Here is a 19,470-nt window from a genome sequence, read left to right as displayed (position 1 = left end):
GGGTTTGACGGCGCGCAAATCCTGCACATTCTTAGGCCTTTTCTCTTGTCGTTTTCCCCTTGCAAGCGCCGCACAAGGCGCGCAAACTGGGTTCGCCTTCCCCACTTTTCGCAAGCTTCAAGACCCAGTTCATCCACGCCTTCACGACACCTCTTTCACCCTTCTTCCCTCCCTACTCCCTGTGAAAGGAGTCTCTATGAATTTGACGATCAGTGGCCATCACCTTGAGGTCACGCCAGCTCTGCGCGAGTACGTACTCACCAAGCTGGATCGGGTCACCCGCCATTTCGATCAGGTGGTTGACATCAATGTTCTGCTGACGGTGGAAAAGCAGAAGGAGAAGGAACGCAGGCAGCGCGCCGAGGTCACGCTGCACGTCAAGGGTCGCGACATCTTTGTCGAGCAGTCCCATGAAGATCTTTACGCCGCGATCGACCAGCTGATGGACAAGCTGGATCGCCAGGTGTGCCGCCACAAGGACCGGGTACAAGACCACGGCCACGAAGCGGTCAAACGAATGCAGGTGCCCGCCACCTGATCGCAACGAGGCGGCCGAGGGCCGCCTCTTCGCTTGAGGGCCCCGTTCATGCGCCCACAGTGGCGGAACTCGCTGAAACACCCAGTTCGGGGATTGCGTAGCGTATTTCGCGAGACATGCTGGGACCCCCTTGATCGATTGCGGTCATCCGAGTTTCATAATCTCGTCCTCTGCCCTCTTCGTTGTGTGGGGCCCCTGCTACCGCACAACGTCGCCCGACCATGAACCGTCTCGCCGCCATCCTTCCCGCCGACAACGTGTTGGTGCATGTGGATGCGTCCAGCAAGAAACGCGCGTTTGAAGCCGCTGGCCTGCTCTTCGAGAACCACCACTCGATGTCGCGCGCGCTGGTGACCGACAACCTCTTCGCCCGTGAGCGCCTGGGCTCCACCGGCCTGGGTCACGGTGTGGCCATCCCGCACGGCCGGATCAAGGGCCTCAAGAATCCGCTCGCCGCAGTGCTGCGCCTGAGCCAGTCCGTCGCCTTCGACGCGCCGGACGACGAGCCCGTCGATCTGCTGATCTTCCTGCTGGTGCCCGAGGCGGCCACCCAGCGCCACCTGGAAATCCTCTCCGAGATCGCCGAGATGCTGTCGGACCGCGAGCTGCGCGAGCGCCTCAAGTCCGAGCCCGACGCGGCCCAGCTGCACCACCTGATCTCGGCCTGGGAGCCGCTGAAGTCGGTCGCCTGACGGCCCCCATCGCGCGGCTGCCAACGTGCTAGCGTGTCGCTTTGCGCGACAGTGTTCCAGGCACCCATGAAACCCTCTTCGATCAGCGCCGAGCTGCTTTTTGAAAAGCTGCGGGACGACCTGCGCTGGGAATGGAACGCCGGCCAGGGCCACCCCGAGCGCCGCTTCCACGAAGCCGCCGTGCGCGATGCGCAAGGCGCCGCCGACCTGGTCGGCTACCTGAACTACATCCACCCCTACCGGGTCCAGATCGTCGGCCACCGCGAAGTCGCCTACCTAACCGCCGACACCCTGGAGACGCAGGACCGCCGCATCTCGCGCATCGTCACGCTGGAGCCGCCCGTCATCATCGTGGCCGATGGCCAGAAGCCCCCGCCGCGCCTCGCGGCCATGTGCGACCGGGCCGAGATCCCGCTGTTCAGCACCATGTCCTCGGCCGGCCATGTGATCGACGTGGTGCGCGCCCACCTCGCCCAGCTGTTTGCGCGGCGCACCACACGGCATGGCGTGTTCATGGACATCCTCGGCGTCGGCGTGCTGCTGACGGGCGAATCGGGCCTGGGCAAGAGCGAACTGGGCCTGGAACTGATCTCGCGCGGCCACGGCCTGGTGGCCGACGACGCCGTGGACTTCTATCGCATCTCCCAGACCGCCATCGAAGGCCGCTGCCCCGAACTCTTGATGAACCTGCTCGAGGTGCGCGGCATCGGCTTGCTCGACATCCGCGCCATCTTTGGCGAGACCGCCGTGCGCCGCAAGATGCGGCTCAAGCTCATCGTGCACCTGGTGCGCCGCGAGACCCTGGAGCGCGACTTCGAGCGCCTGCCCTACGAGCCGCTCTACGAAGAGATCATGGGCATGCCGGTGCGCAAGGTCATCATCGCGGTGGACGCCGGCCGCAACCTCGCCGTGCTGGTCGAGGCCGCCGTGCGCAACACCATCCTGCAGTTGCGCGGCATCGACACCTATGCCGAGTTCGTGGCGCGCCACCAGCGCGCCATCGAGTCGGGCGAGGCGCCCGAGTAGGCCGCGCGAATAGGACTCAACCCCGCCGGTTGGGGCAATCCTTCTTGATGCAGTTGGCGTAGAGCGCCAGCGAGTGTTCCTGCAGTTCAAAGCCTCGCTCGGCCGCCACCGCGTGCTGGCGGCGCTCGATCTCGGGGTCGAAGAACTCTTCCACCCGGCCGCAGGTCAGGCAGACGAGATGGTCATGGTGATGACCCTCGTTCAGCTCGAACACCGCCTTGCCCGACTCGAAGTGGTTGCGGGACAGCAGGCCCGCCTGTTCGAACTGGGTCAGCACGCGGTACACCGTCGCCAGACCGATGTCGGCGTTCTCGTCGAGCAGGGCCTTGTAGACATCTTCAGCCGTCATGTGCCGCTGCTGCGCGCGCTGGAAGACCTCCAGGATCTTGATGCGCGGCAGCGTGGCCTTGAGACCGCTGTTCTTGATGTCGGTGGACTGGCTGTGGGGCATGCTGGGGCGACGTGCCTAAAATCGGCCGGATCATAGCCAGCCAGGGTGCGTTTGCGCCTGGGCCCAATCCCTCGCCATGCGCATTGCCCTCCTGTCGTCGACGTTGCTGCTCCTGGGCGGCTGCTCCAGCCTCTCGCTGGACTCCCTGCCCTCTCTGCCGTCCCTGCCCACCATCACCGGCGACAAAGTGCTCGGCTTCATCACGCCCTACCGTGTCGAAGTGGTGCAGGGCAATGTGATCACCAAGGAACTTGCCGGCCGCATCAAGCCCGGCATGCCCAAGGGCGTCGTGCGCGACATGCTCGGCACCCCGCTGCTGACCGACGCCTTCCACGCTGACCGCTGGGACTACACCTTCACCATCGCCCGCCAGGGCGCAGCGCCGCAGAAGCGCGTCGTGGTGGCGGTGTTCGACGGTGACAAGCTCAAGGCCTTGGAAGCGCCGGACGACCTGCCCACCGAGCGCGAGTTCGTCGCCTCCATCAACACCTACAAGCCCGGCGGCAAGCCGCCGCGCCTGGACCTCGACGAGGCCGAGCGCAGCCGCCTGCCCAAGCCGGCCAAGAGTGCCGAGGCCGCTCCGACGGCTGCCGCCGAAGGCGTCGCCCCGGGCCGCGTCTACCCGCCGCTTGAAGCCAAGGCGGAGCCGCGTTCATGATCAAGGTCGCGGTGATGGGCGCCAGTGGGCGCATGGGCAAGATGCTGATCGAGGCCGTCGAGGCCGCGGACGACTGCCTGCTCCACGCCACGCTCGACCAGGGCAGCGACCTGCGCGCCGGCCTCAGCGGGGCCGACGTGATGATCGACTTCACCCGCCCCGAAGGCACGCTGGCCCACCTGGCCGTCTGCGCCGAGCTGGGTGTGCGCGCTGTCATCGGCACCACGGGCTTCGACGAGGCTGGCAAAGCCGAGATCGCCAGCTTCGCCAAGCGCATCCCCATCGTCTTCGCGCCCAATATGAGCGTGGGCGTGAACGTCGTGCTCAAGCTGCTCGACCTGGCCGCCCGGGCGATGAACGAAGGCTTCGACATCGAGATCATCGAGGCCCACCACCGCCACAAGGTCGATGCCCCCAGCGGCACCGCGCTGCAGATGGGCCAGGTGGTGGCCGACGCCGTGGGCCGCGACCTCAAGGCTTGCGCTGTCTATGGCCGCGAAGGCGTCACCGGCGCGCGCGACCCCAGCACCATCGGCTTTGCCACGGTGCGCGGCGGCGACATCATTGGCGACCACACCGTGCTCTTCGCCGGCATCGGTGAGCGCATCGAGGTCAGCCACAAGGCCAGCAGCCGTGCCATCTACGCCCAGGGCAGCCTGCGCGCCTCGCGCTTCCTGGTGAAGCAAGCGCCGGGGCTGTACGGCATGAACGACGTGCTCGGTTTCCGCTGAACGGCACGGGCATGGGCATGGGCATGGGCAGCTTCAACGACTTCTGGACCCAGGCCGATCTCGTTGGCCGTCTCGTCGCCCTGCTGCTGCTGACCATGTCGGTCAGCAGTTGGGCCTTGATCCTCTGGCGCGGCTGGCTGCTGCGCCGCGCACAAGCGGGCCTGGCGCGTGCGCTGCCCGCCTTCTGGCAGGCGCCGGCCTTGGCTGAAGGGCGCCAGGCGTTGCAGGGCTTCGACACCGAGGGCCTGCTGCAACCCCTGCTCGACGCCGCCACCGCCGACACTCAGCCCGCCACGCTCGAAGCCGCAGGCCGCCAGGACTCCCGCCTCACCCGCCGCCTGCGCGACGCCCTGCACGGCGTGCTGGCGCGCCTGCAGTTCGGCCAGGTGCTGCTGGCGTCCATCGGCGCCACCGCGCCCTTCCTGGGGCTCTTTGGCACCGTCTGGGGCATCTATCACGCCCTCGTGTCCATCTCGGCGGCCGGCAACATCACCATCGAGAAGATATCCGGCCCCGTGGGCGAGGCCTTGATCATGACCGCCGCCGGCCTGGCCGTGGCCATCCCCGCCGTGCTGGCCTACAACGTGTTCGGCAAGTGGGTCGCGGCCTGCGAGGCCGAGCTCGAAGGCTTTGCGCATGACCTGCGCGAGCTGCTCTCCAGCCAGGTCTGAGCATGGCCAGCTTCGGTCGTCTGGAGCGCAGCGGCACCTCTAGGCCGATGAGCGACATCAACATGACGCCGCTGATCGACGTCATGCTGGTGCTGATGGTGATCTTCATGCTCACCGCGCCCTTGATGACCGCCGCGCTGCGCCTCGACCTGCCCAAGAGCGAAGCCGCCACCACCGTCGACACCCCGAGCTTCATCGCCCTGGCCCTGACGCCCGATGGCCTGCTGCACCTGGGCGACGACAGCTTGCCCGCTGACGAATTCCGCAAGCGCGTGACCATGCTCGCCCGCGCCAACCCGCAGCTCGAAGTGCAGCTGCGCGCCGACCGCAGCGTGCCCTATGGCCGCGTGGCCGAGCTGATCGGCTGGGTGCAGGCCGCCGGGCTGAACCGCATCGCCTTCGTCGCCGACGCGGCTGCTTCGGCGCCCTGAAGTTGGGCCGGGGGCGCCGCAGCCCCCCCACCTACAATTTCGGGATGACTGCGAAGCCCGAACCCAGCCCCTACAACCCCACCGAAATCGAAGCCGCCGCCCACGCCTACTGGGCGGCGCGCGATGCCTACCGCGTCACTGAGGACGCGAGCAAGCCGCACTTCTATGCCTGCTCCATGCTGCCCTACCCCTCGGGCAAGCTGCACATGGGCCACGTGCGCAACTACACCATCAACGACATGCTGGCCCGCCAGCTGCGCATGAAGGGCTACAACGTCCTCATGCCCATGGGCTGGGACGCCTTCGGCCTGCCGGCCGAGAACGCCGCCATGAAGGGCAAGGTGCCGCCGGCGCAGTGGACCTACTCCAACATCGCCCACATGAAGGGCCAGATGCAGGCCATGGGCCTGGCCATCGACTGGAGCCGCGAGGTCGCCACCTGCCAGCCCGCCTACTACAAGTGGAACCAGTGGCTGTTCCTGAAGATGCTCGAGAAGGGCATCGCCGAGCGCCGCACCCAGGTCGTCAACTGGGACCCGGTGGACCAGACCGTGCTCGCCAACGAGCAGGTCATCGACGGCCGCGGCTGGCGCTCCGGCGCCCTGGTCGAGAAGCGCGAGATCCCCGGCTACTACCTGAAGATCACCGACTACGCCGAAGAGCTGCTCTCGGCCGTGGCCAACCCTGAAGATCCGAACTACCTGTCCGGCTGGCCCGAGCGCGTGCGCCTGATGCAGGAGAACTGGATCGGCAAGAGCCAAGGCGTGCGCTTTGCGTTCCCGCACAGCATCGAGGGCGGTGGCGACAAGCTGTGGGTGTTCACCACCCGCGCCGACACCATCATGGGCGTCACCTTCTGCGCCGTGGCCCCTGAGCATCCGCTGGCCACCATCGCTGCGCAGACCCAGCCCGAGGTCGCTGCTTTCATCGAGGAATGCAAGGCCGGTGGCACCACCGAAGCCGAGCTGGCCACGCAAGAGAAGAAGGGCGTGCCCACCGGCCTCGTCGTCACCCACCCGCTGACGGGCGCCCAGGTGCCTGTCTGGGTCGGTAACTACGTGCTGATGAGCTATGGCGACGGCGCCGTGATGGGCGTGCCCGCGCACGACGAGCGCGACTTCGCGTTCGCCCAAAAGTACGGCATCGAGATCAAGCAGGTGATCGCGGCTGAAGGCGAAAGCTTCTCGCTCGATGCCTGGGCCGAGTGGTACGGCGACAAGTCGCGCGCCGTCTGCGTCAACTCCGGCGTGCTCGATGGTCTGACGCACAAGCAGGCCGTCGACAAGGTCGCCGAGCTGCTGTCCGCCAAGGGCCTCGGCGAGAAGAAAACCACCTGGCGCCTGCGCGACTGGGGCGTCAGCCGCCAGCGTTACTGGGGCACGCCGATCCCGATCATTCACTGTGACGACTGCGGCGTGGTGCCGGTGCCCGAGAAGGACCTGCCCGTCGTGCTGCCCGAGGAGTGCATCCCTGACGGCAGCGGCAACCCGCTGAACAAGCACGCCGGCTTCCTCAACGTTGGCTGCCCGAAGTGCGGCAAGCCCGCCAAGCGTGAGACGGACACCATGGACACCTTCGTGGATTCGTCCTGGTACTTCATGCGCTACTGCGACCCGACCAACGACCAGGCCATGGTCGCGGAGGGGACGAAGTACTGGATGCCGATGAACCAGTACATCGGCGGTATCGAGCACGCCATCCTGCACCTGCTCTACGCGCGCTTCTGGACCAAGGTGATGCGTGACCTCGGCCTCGTCAGCGTGGCCGAGCCCTTCAGCAAGCTGCTGACCCAGGGCATGGTCCTGAAGGGCGCCTTCTTCCACAAGCCCGAGGGCGGCGGCAAGGACTACTACTGGGACCACGAAGTCGACGTGATCCACGACGACAAGGGCGGCATCGCGGGTGCCAAGCTCAAGAAGGACGGCACGCCTCTCGAGTACGAGATGACGACCATGTCCAAGTCCAAGAACAACGGCGTGGACCCGCAGGCGCTGATCGACCAGTACGGTGCCGACACGGCCCGTTTGTTCGTGATGTTCGCCAGCCCCCCGGAGCAGACGCTGGAGTGGAACGATGCGGCCGTGGAAGGCGCGCACCGCTTCCTGAAGCGGGTGTGGAACTTTGGCGCGCGCAATGCCGACGCCATCAAGACCGGCGGCGCCGACTACGCCGCGCTCAGCGCAGACGGCAAGGCCCTGCGCCGCGAGGTGCACAACGTGCTCAAGCAGGTCTCGTTCGACTACGAGCGCATGCAGTACAACACCGTCGTCTCCGGCGCGATGAAGCTGCTCAATGCGCTCGAAGGCTTCAAGGCGGAGGGCCAAGCAGCCGCCGTGCGCGATGGCTTCTCGGTGCTGCTGCGCGTGCTCTACCCCGCCACGCCACACATCGCCCACCAGCTCTGGCAAGACCTCGGCTTTGCCGCCGAGCTGGGCGACCTGCTGGACGCGCCCTGGCCCACGGTCGATGAGGCCGCGCTGGTGCAGGACGAGATCGAGCTGATGCTGCAGGTCAACGGCAAGCTGCGCGGCGCCGTCAAGGTGCCGGCGAGTGCCGACAAGGCCGCCATCGAAGCCGCAGCGCTGGCAACCGAGGAGTTCGCCAAGTTCAGCGAAGGCAAGACGCCCAAGAAGGTCGTGATCGTGCCCGGCCGCCTCGTCAACGTGGTGGTCTGATGCACCGCCGCGCCGCCCTGCTCAGCCTCGCGGCCCTAGCCAACCTCACCGGCTGCGGCTTCGCGCTACGCAAGGAGCCGGTGCTGCCCTTCCAGAGCCTGGCCCTGGTGGGCTTTGAGCCGGGCTCACCGCTGGCCGCCGCGCTGCGCCGCCAGGTGCAGCACACGCCCGTGCGGCTGGAGGAGGACGCGAGCCGCGCCCAGGTCGTGATCGAGGCGCTGCGCGAGGCGCGTGACCGCAGCGTGGTGGCCTCCACCGCCGCCGGCCAGGTGCGTGAGTGGGAGCTGCGCCTTTACTTCGACTACTGGCTGCGCACGCCCAGCGGCGAGTTGCTGGCGCCCAAGGTCGAGCTGCGCCTGACGCGCGACCTCAACTTCACCGAGACCCAGGCCCTGGCCAAGGAGCAGGAGGCGGGGCTGCTCTACAGCTCGATGCAGTCTGACGTGGTGGCGCAGGTGATGCGCAGGCTTGCGGCCGTGAGATTGCCCGGCTGAGCGCCATGCAACTCCGCCCCGAGGCCCTCGCCCCGCACCTGACCAAGACCCTGGCCAAGGTCTACACCGTGCATGGCGACGAGCCGCTGCTGGCGCAAGAGGCGGCCGACCTGATCCGCGCCACGGCGCGGCAGCAGGGCTTCACCGAGCGCCAGGTCTTCACCGTGCAGGGCGCCTACTTCGACTGGGCGCCGGTGCTGGCCGCTGCGCAGGCCATGAGCCTGTTTGCCGACCGGCAGTTCATCGAGATCCGCATCCCCACCGGCAAGCCTGGCAAGGATGGCTCCGAGGCCCTGCAGCGCTATTGCGAGCACGCACCCGACGATGTGCTGACCCTGGTCACCCTGCCGCGCCTCGACAAGACCCAGCTGACCAGCGCCTGGTTCACCGCGCTCGACGCCACCGGTATCACCCTGCGTGTCGAGCCCGTGGAGCGGCAGCGCTTGCCCGTCTGGCTGGCCCAGCGGCTCAAGGCCCAAGGCCAGCAGGTGGCCGATGGCCCGAACGGCCAGCAGGCCCTGGCCTTCTTTGCCGACCGGGTCGAGGGCAACTTGCTCGCCGCCCACCAGGAGCTGCAAAAGCTCGCCCTGCTCTACCCGGCGGGCGAGCTCAGCCTGGAGCAGATCCAGGCCGCCGTGCTGGACGTGGCGCGCTTTGACGTCTTCAAGCTCAGCGAGGCCGTGCTCTCGGGCCAGGTGGCGCGCGTGCTGCGCATGCTGGATGGCCTGGCAGCCGAGGGCGAGGCCGCCGTGCTGGTGCACTGGACGGTGGCCGAGGACGTACGGGCGCTGGCCCGCATCCGCGCCGCGCTCGACGCCGGCCGGCCGCTGCCGCTGGCGCTGCGCGAGGCGCGCGTCTGGGGTGCCAAAGAAAAGCTGATGGAGCGCGTCGCGCCCCGCCTTGACGCGGCCGACTGCGCCCGCCTGGTGGGCGCTGCGCAAACGGTGGACGGCATCGCCAAGGGCCTGCGCCACCCCGACTGGCCACTCGACGCCTGGGCCGCGCTGCGCCGCCTGGCGCTGATGCTGACCGAGACGGCCGCCGGCAAGACCGGCATCGCGCTACAGGCCTGAACCCACCCCGCGCCCGTTCGCGTGACGGACGCCACGCCAAGCGCGCTGGCGTCGTGCCCGCCCAGCCCACAGCGGTCGGATGCCCTCGCCGCCGGCGGCCTTGCGCGCTATCGTCGGCCCCAGGTTTCTCCCATGGTGACTCTCTCAATGCATCGGTCCCTGCGCCGGGCCGCGCTGGCTGGCGCCCTGCTCTGGCCAGCTGCGGCTGCGTGGGCCGCCCCCGTCACGCTGCAACTGCGCAATGCCGCCGGCCAGCCGGTGGCAGACGCCGTCGTGGCCGTGGAGCTGCGCGGGCGCCCACAGCGCACCAGCACCGCCAAGGCCGAGATGAGCCAGCGCGACCGCAACTTCCAGCCGCCCGTGCTGGTGGTGCAGACGGGCACCGCCGTGTCCTTCCCCAACTTCGACACCGTGCGGCATCACGTCTACTCGTTCTCGCCGGTCAAGGTGTTCGACATCAAGCTCTATGCCGGCACGCCGGCCGAGCCCGTGGTCTTCGACAAGCCCGGCGTGGCCGCACTGGGCTGCAACATCCATGACCGCATGAGCGCCCACATCGTGGTGGTGGACACGCCGCTCTTTGCCCGCACCGATGCGCGCGGCGAGGCCGTGCTCGACCTGCCGGCGGGCGAGCACCGGCTGCTGACCTGGCATGCCGCGCAGAAGCAAGCCCAGCAACTGCAGGCCCAGCCGATCGACGTCACCGCCAGCATCAAGAGCCTGGTCGTCACGTTGCCCGATTGATGCCAGATTGATGCCCGCTTTCCTCAACCTCCGCCGCCTGGAGGGCCGCATCGTGGCCCTCTTCCTAGGCTTGCTGTTGCTGGTGCAACTGGTGAGCTTGGTCGTCACGCGCAGCGCGGTGACGGGCAATGCCGAGGTCTCGCTCGCGGCCGACCTGCAAACCGGCGAGCGCGTGCTGCGCCGCCTGCTCAACCAGCAAGCCACGCGCCTGCGCGACGCGGCCGAGCTGCAGGCCAAGGACTACGGCTTCAAGGAGGCCGTCGGCCAGTGGCTGGCCCACCCAGACGCTGCCACCGCCGAGACCGTGAAGAGCGCGCTCGACAACCAGGGCGAGCGCATCGGCGCCCGCGTGGTGGCCTACTTCGACGCCCAGTTCCAGCTGGTGGTGGCAACGCACCCGGATGCGTCTGCGCTCTCGGCCGCCTTGCGTGAAGTGGCCGGCAAGGCCCGAGATGCAGTGCTCACGGTACGTGGCGGCCAGGCCTACCAGGTGGTGGCCGTGCCCGTGCGCACGCCTGCGCCGGTGGGCTGGGTGCTGATGGCCTTCACGCTGGACCGCGCAGTGCTGGACGACCTCAAAGCCCTGTCCGACCTTGACGGCGTGCTGCTGATGCGCACGGCCGAGTCCGGCTGGAAGCCGCTGGCCCAAACGCTCGATGCCTCGCGTGCCCAGGCCCTGGCCTTTGGTGCCGAAGGCGCGCCTCAGCTGACCGAGATCGACGGCGAACGCGTCAGCTCGCGCTTCGTGACCCTGATTTCCGATGGCGGCCAGATGGCCGGCGTGCTGCTGCTGCGCTCGCTGGACGCCGCGCTGGCGCCCTACCGCCAGCTGCAGCTGCTGCTGCTCGGGCTCACCTTGCTGGGCGTGGTCGTGTTTGCCGCTTTGAGCGTGCTGCTGGCGCGCTCCATCAGCGAGCCCATCAAGGGCCTGTCCCAGGCCGCGCGGCGCCTGGAGCGCGGCGACTACGAAACCCCCGTCAGCGCCTCGCCCGGCGTGGTCGAGGTGCGCAACCTGTCCATTGCGCTGGAGAACATGCGCGAAGGCATCCAGCGCCGTGATGCCCTGGTGGCCAACCTCGCCTATGTGGACCAGCTGACCCTGCTGCCCAACCGCGCCCGCCTGGCCGAACTGCTGCAGCAGCACCTGCTGACGCCCGAGAGCCACGGCGCCGTGCTGATGCTCAACCTGGACCGCTTCAAGCGCGTCAACGACGTGCTCGGCCGCGAGCTGGGCGACCGCCTGCTGCAAGCCGTGGGCAAGCGCCTCGGGCAGCTGTGCGGCGCCGTGCATGCCGACCTGGCGCGGCTCTATGGCGACGAGTTCGTCATCGTGCTGGAGCAGGTCAACGCCCGCCAGGCCAGCGAGGCAGCGTTTGCCATCCTCAAGGACTTTGAGCGCCCGCTGCAGATCGACGACCAGACCATCGACCTCGGCGCTGGCATCGGCATCGCGCTCTACCCCGAGCATGGCCACGAGGTCAACTTGCTGCTGGCACGCGCCGAGCTGGCCATGGACGCCGCCAAGCAGCGCCAGTGCGGCAGCCTGATCTATCACGCCCAGCTCGACGTCGGCAGCCAGGAGTCGCTCTCGCTGCTGTCTGAGCTGCGCCAGGCCATCGCGGCTGGCGAGCTGCGGCTCTACCTGCAACCCAAGGTGGACCTGCGCGCCCGCAAGATCGTCGGCGCCGAGGCCCTGGTGCGCTGGCAGCACCCCACGCGCGGCCTGGTGCCGCCGATGCAGTTCATCCCCTTTGCCGAGCAGACCGGCTTTGTGCGTCAGCTCACCGCCTGGGTGCTCGCGCAAACCGCCGCCTTCTCGCGCCAGGCGCTGGACGCTGGCCTCAGCCTGCGCCTGTCGGTCAACCTCTCCACCCGCGACCTGCTCGACCAGGACCTGCCCGCCAAGATCGAAGCCCTGCTCACGCCGCTTGGCGTGGCCCCGCAGACCCTGTGCCTCGAGATCACCGAGTCGGCCATCATGGACGACCCCGAGCGCGCGCTCTCCACGCTGGAGCACCTCAGCGCCCAGGGCTTCAAGCTCAGCATCGACGACTTCGGCACCGGCTACTCCTCGCTCGCCTACCTCAAGCGCCTGCCCGTGGACGAGCTCAAGATCGACAAGAGCTTTGTGCTCGCCATGGAGCGCGACCTCGACGACGCCCGCATCGTGCGCTCCACGGTGGAGCTGGCACACAACCTGGGCCTCAGCGTCGTGGCCGAGGGGGTCGAGACCGCACGCGCCTGGAACCTGCTCGCCGCCCTGGGCTGCAACGAAGGCCAGGGCTACTTCCTCGCCAAGCCCATGCCGGCCGACCAGTTCCTCGACTGGGCCAAAGCCTGGGCGCCGCCCTCGCAGCTGGAAGAGTCGGGCGAGAGCCTGCTGGGCTGGCTGGGCTGACCCAGCAAGGACAATGCGCGGGCCATGAGCCCCACCACCGCTGACCTGCCCCGCACCGCCGAGCTGCACGGCGCCGACGCCCCCGACTTTGCGGCCCGCTTCCGCGCCGAAGTCTTGCCCGCCAACCGCCCGGTCATCCTGCGTGGCCTCGTCAAGCACTGGCCCGCTGTGCAAGCGGCCCAGACCTCGGACCAGGCCGTCTGCGAGTACCTGCTGCCCTTCTACCAAGGCGCCCGCATCCCACTCAGTCTGGGTGACCCAGCGGCAGGGCGCCACCTGTTCTACCGCGAAGGCATGGCCGGCCTGACCTTCGAGCGCCGGCCGACCGAACTCGCCGACGGCCTGCGCCTGCTGCTCGCGCAGGCCCACGACGCCACGGCCCCCGCCATTTACATGGACTCCATGCCCCTGCCTGCGTGCTTGCCGCAGTTGGCTGGAGCTATCCCGCTTCCGCTGATGAATCCCCAGGTCATGCCTCGCATCTGGATCGGCAACGCCGTCCGGGTGCAGACCCACTTTGACCTGATGCAGAACCTCGCCTGCGTCGTCGCCGGCCGCCGCCGCTTCACGCTCTTCCCGCCCGAGCAGCTGCCCAATCTCTACATCGGCCCCATCGACTTCACGCCCGCCGGCCCGCCCGTCAGCATGGTCGACCTCGAAGCCCCAGACTACGACCGCTACCCCCGCTTCCGCGAGGCCCTCGCCCACGCCCAGGTCGCCGAGTTAGACGCCGGCGACGCCCTCTACCTGCCCTATGCCTGGTGGCACCAGGTCGAGTCCCTCTCAGGCTTCAACATCCTCGTCAACTACTGGTGGACCGACACGCCCCCGCCCACCAAACCCTTCGACGCCCTGCTCCACGCCGTCCTCGCCTTCCGCCACATGCCACCCGAGCAGCAGGCCGTATGGCGCGGGCTGCTTGACTACTTTGCGTTCGAGCACCACGGGCCGGCGCTGGCCCATCTGGCGCCTGAGCATCGGGGGCTGATGGGGCTCTCGTCACCGCAGCAGGCCGAGGCGATCAAGGGGATCTTGGGGGAGGCGTTCAAGCGGGGCTGAGTCCAAATGCTTGGACGACGAGAGACCAAGCGCTTGCTCCACCGGCTCGGGCGACTAGGAGGCTGGGGTCCGGCGGAATGGGCGGAGGTTGACCAGACGCGGCTTTGCGGCCTCGCCGGGGTCTTATTCACTGGCAACTTAGGGGGAGCGCCGCCTTTCCGCGTTGCTGATGCACGAGGGAATCCTCCATTCGGGGGGGTCGCCGTCACAGCTCCGCCAACTTATGCTAGTCTTGGGTTTTCCCTTAACCAACGTGAAGGAATGCGCACATGGGAGCGATTCATAAGGCTTTGGCTGTCGGCGCAATGCTCGTGGCCGCTGGCGGTGCTTCGGCCGTGACGGCCACGGCGTCGTTGAGCAATGTTCAAGTGCTGGTCTTTGATCTGACCCCGTTGGACGGCATCGCACCAAGCTTCAGCATCTTGTCCGGCAGCAATTACGCGAGTGCCTACACGCAATCGGGCTTGAATGTTTGGAATTACGACTCGCCGGCCGTCGCTCATCTCACCGCGACCGGTCTGGACCTCACCGGGGCGTCCAACGGCTCGGGTGTCAACCTTGGCAGCTACTCGTTGACGGCCTCGGCCAGCGACACCGCACTGAGCACCTATGGCTATGCCTACGGGTATGGCAGCGCTAACTTCCAAGTTGAAGTGGGCGCAGGCACGTTGGTGCTGATCACCGCTGACGCCAGCGTGGCCGCAGACGCTTCCGGGGCGGTGAACGGTACGTACGTTTACGGCAATACGTCCATCCAGTTCAACAACTGGACCGACGGCGCTGGGACCAGCAATTACGGCTACAGGCAGGCCTACACCGGCTTTGGCTACTCGAACCTGTCTCCCAGCAGCGCTGGGTTGGTTAGCGCTAGTTTTTCCAACTTTGGCGCCAGCACCTTGACGGCGAGCTTGAACCTTAATGCACAGTCCAGCGTCAACACTCCGATGGCGCCCGTTCCTGAGCCGTCGTCTGCCGCCATGCTGCTGAGCGGCTTGGGCGTTGCGTTCGGTTTGGCCTTCCGCCGTCGCGAGCGTCGGGCCTGATCGAGCTTCAGGCTCCATGCCAAGGCCACCCCGTGGGGTGGCCTTTTCAATTGGCGATCGGGGCTCGACGGGGTCGTCGGGCAGCCATGCCGCCAAACTCAATCTGAAGCTGGCGCAAGTTCACGGCGTAGGGCATTCAGCCCTGACTCAATCGTCTGAACACGAACCGCGCGTCGATCGCCGTCGAAGCGCTCGCACCACACCCGCAGCACCCCGCTGCGCCCCGCCAGCGCCAGCCATACCGTCCCGACCGGCTTCTCGGCACTACCACCCCCCGGGCCAGCGACGCCCGTGACGGCGACGGTCCAGTGGACGGTGCTGGGGACTCGGGCGAGCAGCCCTGTCGCCATGGCTTCAGCGACTTGGGCGCTGACGGCACCGTGATCGTCAATCAGGGCCTTGGGCACGCCGAGCAGCTCGGTCTTGGCCTCATTGCTGTAGGTCACCACGCCGCGTTCGAACCAGTCGCTGGAGCCGGCGAGGTCGGTGCAGGTGGCGGCGATGAGGCCGCCGGTGCAGGACTCGGCGGTGGCGAGGCGTTCGCCGCGGGCGCGGAGCAGCGTGGCGATCTCGGTGACGAGGGCTGGGGGCGTCATGCCAGCACGAAGCGGTAGACGGCGATCACGGCCAGCGTGCAGCCGGCGGCGACGAAGTCGTCGAGCAGGATGCCGGCGCCCTGGCGCCAGCCGATGGCCTCGCCGCGCTGGAGTTTGAAGAGGCCGTCGGCCCAGGCGACGGGGCCGGGCTTGGCGGCGTCGAAGTAGCGGAAGAGGCCGAAGGCCACGAGCTGGCCGACGAAGCCCATGGGGCCGGCGAGCCAGAGCACGAGCCAGAAGGCGACGACCTCGTCCCAGACGATGGCGCCGGGGTCCGCGATGCCCATGTGCTGAGCGCAGCGGGTACAGGCCCACCAGCCGATGAGGGTGGACACGGCGATGCAGAGCAGCCATTCACGGTCGCCCCAGGTGGGGAAGATCAGGCCCAAGGCCCAGAAGGCGAGCCAGGCCCAAAGCGTGCCCACCGTGCCGGGCGCCTTGGGCGAGAGGCCGCTGCCAAAGCCGAGCGCGATCCAGCGGGCCGGGTGGGGCCACATGAAGGCGGCGGTGGCGTTTCGCGGTGTCATGACTTGAAGTGATCAAAGCTGCGCCACGAGGTGGGCAGCAACTGGCCGGCTTCGTCGCGCACGCGCAGCCCCGGCTCGGGCTCGATGACGCCAATGCGGTAGAGCGGCAAACCCACGTCGGGCAGCGCGTGGCCGGGCGAGGCGGTGAAGACGAGTTCGTAGTCGTCACCGCCGGCCAGCAGGCATTCGATCTGCGCGGCGCGGGGCTGGGCCGCCAGCTGGGGGCTGCGCGGCAAGGCGGGCAGGTCGAGGCAGGCGCCCACGCCGCTGGCGGCGAGGATGTGGCCGAGGTCGCCGGCGAGGCCGTCGGAGATGTCAATGCTGCTGGTGGCGATGCCGCGCAGGGCTTGGCCGAGGGCGACGCGCGGGGTGGGTCGCTCCATGGCGGGGCGCAGGACATCGAGGCCGGCGCTGCTCACGCGGCCACGGAAAGCTTCCAGCGCGAGGCGGGCGTCGCCCAGGCGGCCTGAGACCCAGATCTCGTCACCAGGCTTTGCGCCATTGCGGCGCAGCATCTGGCCGGCCGGCGCCTCGCCAAAAACAGTGATGCAGATGTTGAGCGGGCCTTGCGTGGTGTCGCCGCCGACCAGGGGGCAGGCATGCGCGTCGGCCAGCGCAAAGAGGCCTTGCGAGAAGCCGGCGAGCCAGGCTTCGTCCACGCGCGGCAGCGCGAGCGCGAGTGTGAAGCCGCGCGGCGTGGCGCCGCAGGCGGCGAGGTCGGAGAGATTGACGGCCAGGGCCTTGTGGCCGAGTGCGGCAGGGTCCACGGTGGGCAGGAAGTGCCGGCCCTCGACCAGCATGTCGCTGGAGATGAGCCAGTGGTGCCCCGGCGTGGGCACGAGCGCGGCGCAGTCGTCGCCAATGCCAACGGCAACGCCGTGCGCTGTGTGGTCGGGCCGCGTGAAGTAGCGGCGGATCAGATCGAATTCACCCATCGAGCTGATTGTCCCGGAGCAGGTTGGTCAGCTCGACGGCGGACTTGACCTCCATCTTCTCGAACACACGCGCGCGGTGGACCTCGACGGTGCGCACGCTGATGTCGAGCGCATCGGCAATGAGCTTGTTGGGCTGGCCCTGGGTGACGAGGCGCATCACCTCGCGCTCGCGCTCGGTCAACTCCGAGAGGCGTTTGCCGCAGGCCAGGCGGTGGTCGCGCCGGGCCAGCGCGGCGCGGCTGTGCTCCAGGGCCTGCTGGGCGCGGTCCACGAGGGCGTTGTCGGAGAAAGGCTTCTCGACAAAGTCAAAGGCGCCGCGCTTGACGGCGGCCACGGCCGTGGGCACGTCGCCATGGCCGGTCAAAAAGATCACCGGCAGCACGTCGGTGAGGCCGCGCTCGATGAGCAGCTCAAACAGCGCCAGGCCGCTCATGCCCGGCATGCGCACGTCGAGCAGCAGGCAGGACGGGCAGGTGGGAAAGGGCGGCTGCCGGCTGTCCAGCAGCGCGAGGAAGACCTCGGCACTGTCGAACTCCTCGGACAGCAGGCGCCGTGAGCGCAGCAGCCAGGCCAGCGCCTCGCGCACCACGGGTTCGTCGTCGACCAGATAGATGAGTGGAATAGACGTCATGTCGCCCCCCCAGGGGTAGCAATCGGCAAGGTGAACCTGAATTCACACCCCCCGCCCTGCGCAGCAGCGAGGTTCTCAAAATCAAGCGCACCGCCGTGCTGCTCAATCACCGTGCGGCACAGGCTGAGCCCCAGGCCCATGCCCTCGCCGCGCGTGGTGAAGAAGGGCGTGAACAGCTGCTTGGCCACCTCGGAGGGGATGCCGGGGCCGTGGTCGCGCACGCTCAGCTCCACCCAGCGCTCGGCGCGCAGCCGCGCGGCCAGGCGCAGCTCGCGCGGGGTGCCGGGTGCCGCGTTCTCCATGGCCTGCAGGCCGTTGCGGCTGAGGTTGAGCAGCACCTGCTCGACCATGGTGCGATCACAGCGCACCTTGAGTCGCTCGGCCGGCAGGTCCAGCACGACCTGGCTGCCGCCCTTGCGCGCCTGCAGCCGGATCAAGGGCAGCACGGCCTCCAGCAGGGTGGCCACGTCGATGTTCTCGCGCAGGTGCTCGCGGCGGCGCACAAAGTCGTGCACGCTCTTGATCACGCGGCCCGCGCGGTCGGCCTGGGCGGCGATGCGCTCCAGCGCCTGTCGCACGAGGCCGGGGGTGTCTTCGGGCGGCTCGGGGTCGGCCAGCAGGTTGAGCGAGCCATTGGCGTAGCTGGCAATCGCCGCCAGCGGCTGGTTCAGCTCGTGGCTGAGCAGCGAGGCCATCTCGCCCACGGTGGCGAGGCGGGCCGTGGCCTGCAGGCGGTCTTGCTGCTGGCGCGAGAGCTCCTCCACGCGGCGCTGCTCGGAGATGTCGAGCACGGTGCTCATCAGCCCGGTCTGGCGGCCGTGGGCGTCGCGCAGCGGGGCCTCGTAGATGCGCACCGGAAAGCGCTCGCCGCTCTGGCGCATGAAGACGGTCTCAAAGCCCTGTTCGGCCTGCTGGTCGGTCTGCTGATCGGCGGCATGGGCGTCGCCCTCCGCCCAGCGGGCGCGGCGCTCGGCATTGCGGCGCAGGTAGTTCTCAACATGCTCGGGCGGCCAGTAGGGCGGCGGCCAGCGCCCGAGGATCTCGCCCGCCGGCAGGCCCACCATGCGGCAGAAGGCCGGGTTGACGTAGGTGACGCGGCCCTCGGCATCACGCGCGCGCAGGCCGGTGACGAGGGAGTTCTCCATGGCCTGGCGCACCGTCAGCGACTCGGCCAGCGCAGCCTCGACGCCCGCGCGCCGCCGGCCGTCTCGCGCCAGCAGCACCACCATGCCAAAGAGCGCGAGCGTGAGGCCCATGACCAGGGCGATGGGCAGGTTGGGCACCCAGGAGGGCGCACCGGCCACGCTGTCCACCCGCAGTTGGAAGGACTGGCCGGGCAGGTCGACGAGGCGCTGGAAGACATAGACCCCGCGCCCATGCTTGAGCCCGGCGCGCGCCAGCCGGGTGTTGTCGGCCTCGACGAGGCTGACCTCGTAGCCGCGCGCGTGCTCGTCCAGCAGCGCAGCCTCCAGCAGGGTGCGCAGCGCCAGGGTGGCGATGACGAAGCCATCGGGCTCGCCCCCATGCAGCCGCGCTGCGCACAGGTCGGCCACCTCCAGCCCCAGGCCCGGCGCCAGCGGCACAAAGTAGCTGCGCGAGATCTGGGCACTGCCCTGGCGCAGTGCGCTGGCGCAGGCCAGCTCGGTCTCGGGCACCAGGCCCTCGGGCCCGCTGTGCGGCAGCGGCGGGAGCTGGCGCGGGTTGTTCACCGCCTGCGTGAGCTGCCGATGCACGCCGCGCCACTCCATGCGTACCAGGGCGGGCGAGTCCTGCCAGGCGGGCGCTGCAGCGGGGCGGTCAGCCGCAAACTGCAGCAGCCCGAGCGACTGCGAGACCTGCTTGCGGATCTGTCCGGCCACCTCGGCAGCCACCTGCTCGGCCTGGTCCTGCGCCTTGCCGGCCTCGTGGCTGACGGTGAGGGCCAGCAGCAGCGACTGCGCCACCACCAGCAGGGCCAGCAGCGCCACCCAGGGCAACGCGCGGCGCCAACCCCAGCCGGGGCGCAGGCGGGCGGGTGTGGGGCTCGGTAAGGTCTGGGGCAAGGCCATCGCGCGGCCAGTATCACGCGCTCAGCAGCGGGGGCGGCACGCAGTTCCC

20 protein-coding genes are annotated in these 19,470 nt (G+C 68.6%); 14 read left to right on the top strand and 6 right to left on the bottom strand.

The features are described 5' to 3' along the window. Nucleotides 1-196: 196 nt before the first annotated feature. From hpf to hprK, 3 genes are all read left to right on the top strand, one after another. Nucleotides 197-538: a ribosome hibernation-promoting factor, HPF/YfiA family gene (gene hpf / locus ABDJ85_RS04695; RefSeq protein WP_347703577.1), complete on the top strand. Its 342-nt coding sequence runs from the start codon at nt 197-199 to the stop codon at nt 536-538. Between the two features lie 221 nt (nt 539-759). Beyond that, nucleotides 760-1,230 carry a PTS sugar transporter subunit IIA gene (locus ABDJ85_RS04690; RefSeq protein ID WP_347703576.1) on the top strand — a complete coding sequence of 157 codons (471 nt, stop codon included), beginning with the start codon at nt 760-762 and terminating at the stop codon, nt 1,228-1,230. 66 nt (nt 1,231-1,296) lie between these two features. Further along, nucleotides 1,297-2,256, top strand: a complete 960-nt coding sequence (gene hprK, locus ABDJ85_RS04685; RefSeq protein ID WP_347703575.1) for an HPr(Ser) kinase/phosphatase — start codon at nt 1,297-1,299, stop codon at nt 2,254-2,256. Between the two features lie 16 nt (nt 2,257-2,272). On the opposite strand, the gene fur is transcribed toward hprK, so the two are convergent. Further along, complete coding sequence (gene fur, locus ABDJ85_RS04680; protein WP_347703574.1) at nt 2,273-2,707, bottom strand: ferric iron uptake transcriptional regulator; 435 nt, start codon at nt 2,705-2,707, stop codon at nt 2,273-2,275. A 76-nt stretch (nt 2,708-2,783) separates the two neighbouring features. Here fur and ABDJ85_RS04675 point away from each other — a divergent pair, with 76 nt between their 5' ends. The 11 genes from ABDJ85_RS04675 to ABDJ85_RS04625 all read left to right on the top strand — a co-directional run bounded on the left by ABDJ85_RS04675 (nt 2,784) and on the right by ABDJ85_RS04625 (nt 14,684). After that, a complete protein-coding gene (locus tag ABDJ85_RS04675; protein WP_347703573.1) occupies nt 2,784-3,365 on the top strand; it encodes an outer membrane protein assembly factor BamE in 582 nt (193 codons plus the stop codon). Beyond that, the gene (dapB, locus tag ABDJ85_RS04670) at nt 3,362-4,096 is read left to right on the top strand and encodes a 4-hydroxy-tetrahydrodipicolinate reductase (RefSeq protein ID WP_347703572.1); all 735 of its coding nucleotides are present in this window, start codon (nt 3,362-3,364) and stop codon (nt 4,094-4,096) included. Before ABDJ85_RS04675 ends, dapB begins: the two co-directional genes overlap by 4 nt. 23 nt (nt 4,097-4,119) lie before the next feature. After that, nucleotides 4,120-4,767, top strand: a complete 648-nt coding sequence (locus tag ABDJ85_RS04665; RefSeq protein ID WP_347703827.1) for a MotA/TolQ/ExbB proton channel family protein — start codon at nt 4,120-4,122, stop codon at nt 4,765-4,767. Nucleotides 4,768-4,769: 2 nt separating this feature from the next. After that, entirely contained in the window at nt 4,770-5,198 is a 429-nt protein-coding gene (locus ABDJ85_RS04660; protein WP_347703571.1) for an ExbD/TolR family protein, read from the top strand. 44 nt (nt 5,199-5,242) lie between these two features. Next, nucleotides 5,243-7,873 (top strand): leucine--tRNA ligase, encoded by a 2,631-nt coding sequence (leuS, locus tag ABDJ85_RS04655; protein ID WP_347703570.1) that lies wholly within the window; start codon nt 5,243-5,245, stop codon nt 7,871-7,873. Further along, nucleotides 7,873-8,367: an LPS-assembly lipoprotein LptE gene (locus ABDJ85_RS04650; RefSeq protein ID WP_347703569.1), complete on the top strand. Its 495-nt coding sequence runs from the start codon at nt 7,873-7,875 to the stop codon at nt 8,365-8,367. Before leuS ends, ABDJ85_RS04650 begins: the two co-directional genes overlap by 1 nt. Nucleotides 8,368-8,372: 5 nt before the next feature. After that, entirely contained in the window at nt 8,373-9,440 is a 1,068-nt protein-coding gene (gene holA / locus ABDJ85_RS04645; protein WP_347703568.1) for a DNA polymerase III subunit delta, read from the top strand. Nucleotides 9,441-9,572: 132 nt separating this feature from the next. After that, nucleotides 9,573-10,184: a methylamine utilization protein gene (locus ABDJ85_RS04640; RefSeq protein WP_347703567.1), complete on the top strand. Its 612-nt coding sequence runs from the start codon at nt 9,573-9,575 to the stop codon at nt 10,182-10,184. A gap of 10 nt (nt 10,185-10,194) precedes the next feature. Continuing rightward, a complete protein-coding gene (locus tag ABDJ85_RS04635) occupies nt 10,195-12,582 on the top strand; it encodes a putative bifunctional diguanylate cyclase/phosphodiesterase (RefSeq protein ID WP_347703566.1) in 2,388 nt (795 codons plus the stop codon). 24 nt (nt 12,583-12,606) lie between these two features. Next, complete coding sequence (locus ABDJ85_RS04630; protein ID WP_347703565.1) at nt 12,607-13,641, top strand: cupin-like domain-containing protein; 1,035 nt, start codon at nt 12,607-12,609, stop codon at nt 13,639-13,641. Between the two features lie 269 nt (nt 13,642-13,910). Then, entirely contained in the window at nt 13,911-14,684 is a 774-nt protein-coding gene (locus tag ABDJ85_RS04625) for a PEP-CTERM sorting domain-containing protein (protein WP_347703564.1), read from the top strand. 98 nt (nt 14,685-14,782) lie between these two features. On the opposite strand, the gene ABDJ85_RS04620 is transcribed toward ABDJ85_RS04625, so the two are convergent. From ABDJ85_RS04620 to ABDJ85_RS04600, 5 genes are read right to left on the bottom strand one after another with little or no spacing between them, the layout of a single operon-like run. Then, entirely contained in the window at nt 14,783-15,280 is a 498-nt protein-coding gene (locus tag ABDJ85_RS04620; protein ID WP_347703563.1) for a CinA family protein, read from the bottom strand. Next, nucleotides 15,277-15,807 carry a phosphatidylglycerophosphatase A family protein gene (locus ABDJ85_RS04615; protein WP_347703562.1) on the bottom strand — a complete coding sequence of 177 codons (531 nt, stop codon included), beginning with the start codon at nt 15,805-15,807 and terminating at the stop codon, nt 15,277-15,279. The genes ABDJ85_RS04620 and ABDJ85_RS04615 overlap by 4 nt, the downstream gene beginning before the upstream one ends. Then, nucleotides 15,804-16,742, bottom strand: coding sequence for a thiamine-phosphate kinase (thiL, locus tag ABDJ85_RS04610; RefSeq protein ID WP_347703561.1), 939 nt, complete (start codon nt 16,740-16,742; stop codon nt 15,804-15,806). Before thiL ends, ABDJ85_RS04615 begins: the two co-directional genes overlap by 4 nt. Further along, the gene (locus tag ABDJ85_RS04605; protein ID WP_347703560.1) at nt 16,735-17,373 is read right to left on the bottom strand and encodes a response regulator transcription factor; all 639 of its coding nucleotides are present in this window, start codon (nt 17,371-17,373) and stop codon (nt 16,735-16,737) included. The genes thiL and ABDJ85_RS04605 overlap by 8 nt, the downstream gene beginning before the upstream one ends. After that, nucleotides 17,370-19,421: a sensor histidine kinase gene (locus ABDJ85_RS04600; RefSeq protein WP_347703559.1), complete on the bottom strand. Its 2,052-nt coding sequence runs from the start codon at nt 19,419-19,421 to the stop codon at nt 17,370-17,372. The genes ABDJ85_RS04605 and ABDJ85_RS04600 overlap by 4 nt, the downstream gene beginning before the upstream one ends. Nucleotides 19,422-19,470: the final 49 nt, after the last annotated feature.

The organism is Roseateles paludis, assembly GCF_039872745.1.
GTDB lineage: Bacteria > Pseudomonadota > Gammaproteobacteria > Burkholderiales > Burkholderiaceae_C > Pelomonas > Pelomonas paludis.
This window is presented reverse-complemented; position numbering and strand designations above follow the sequence as displayed.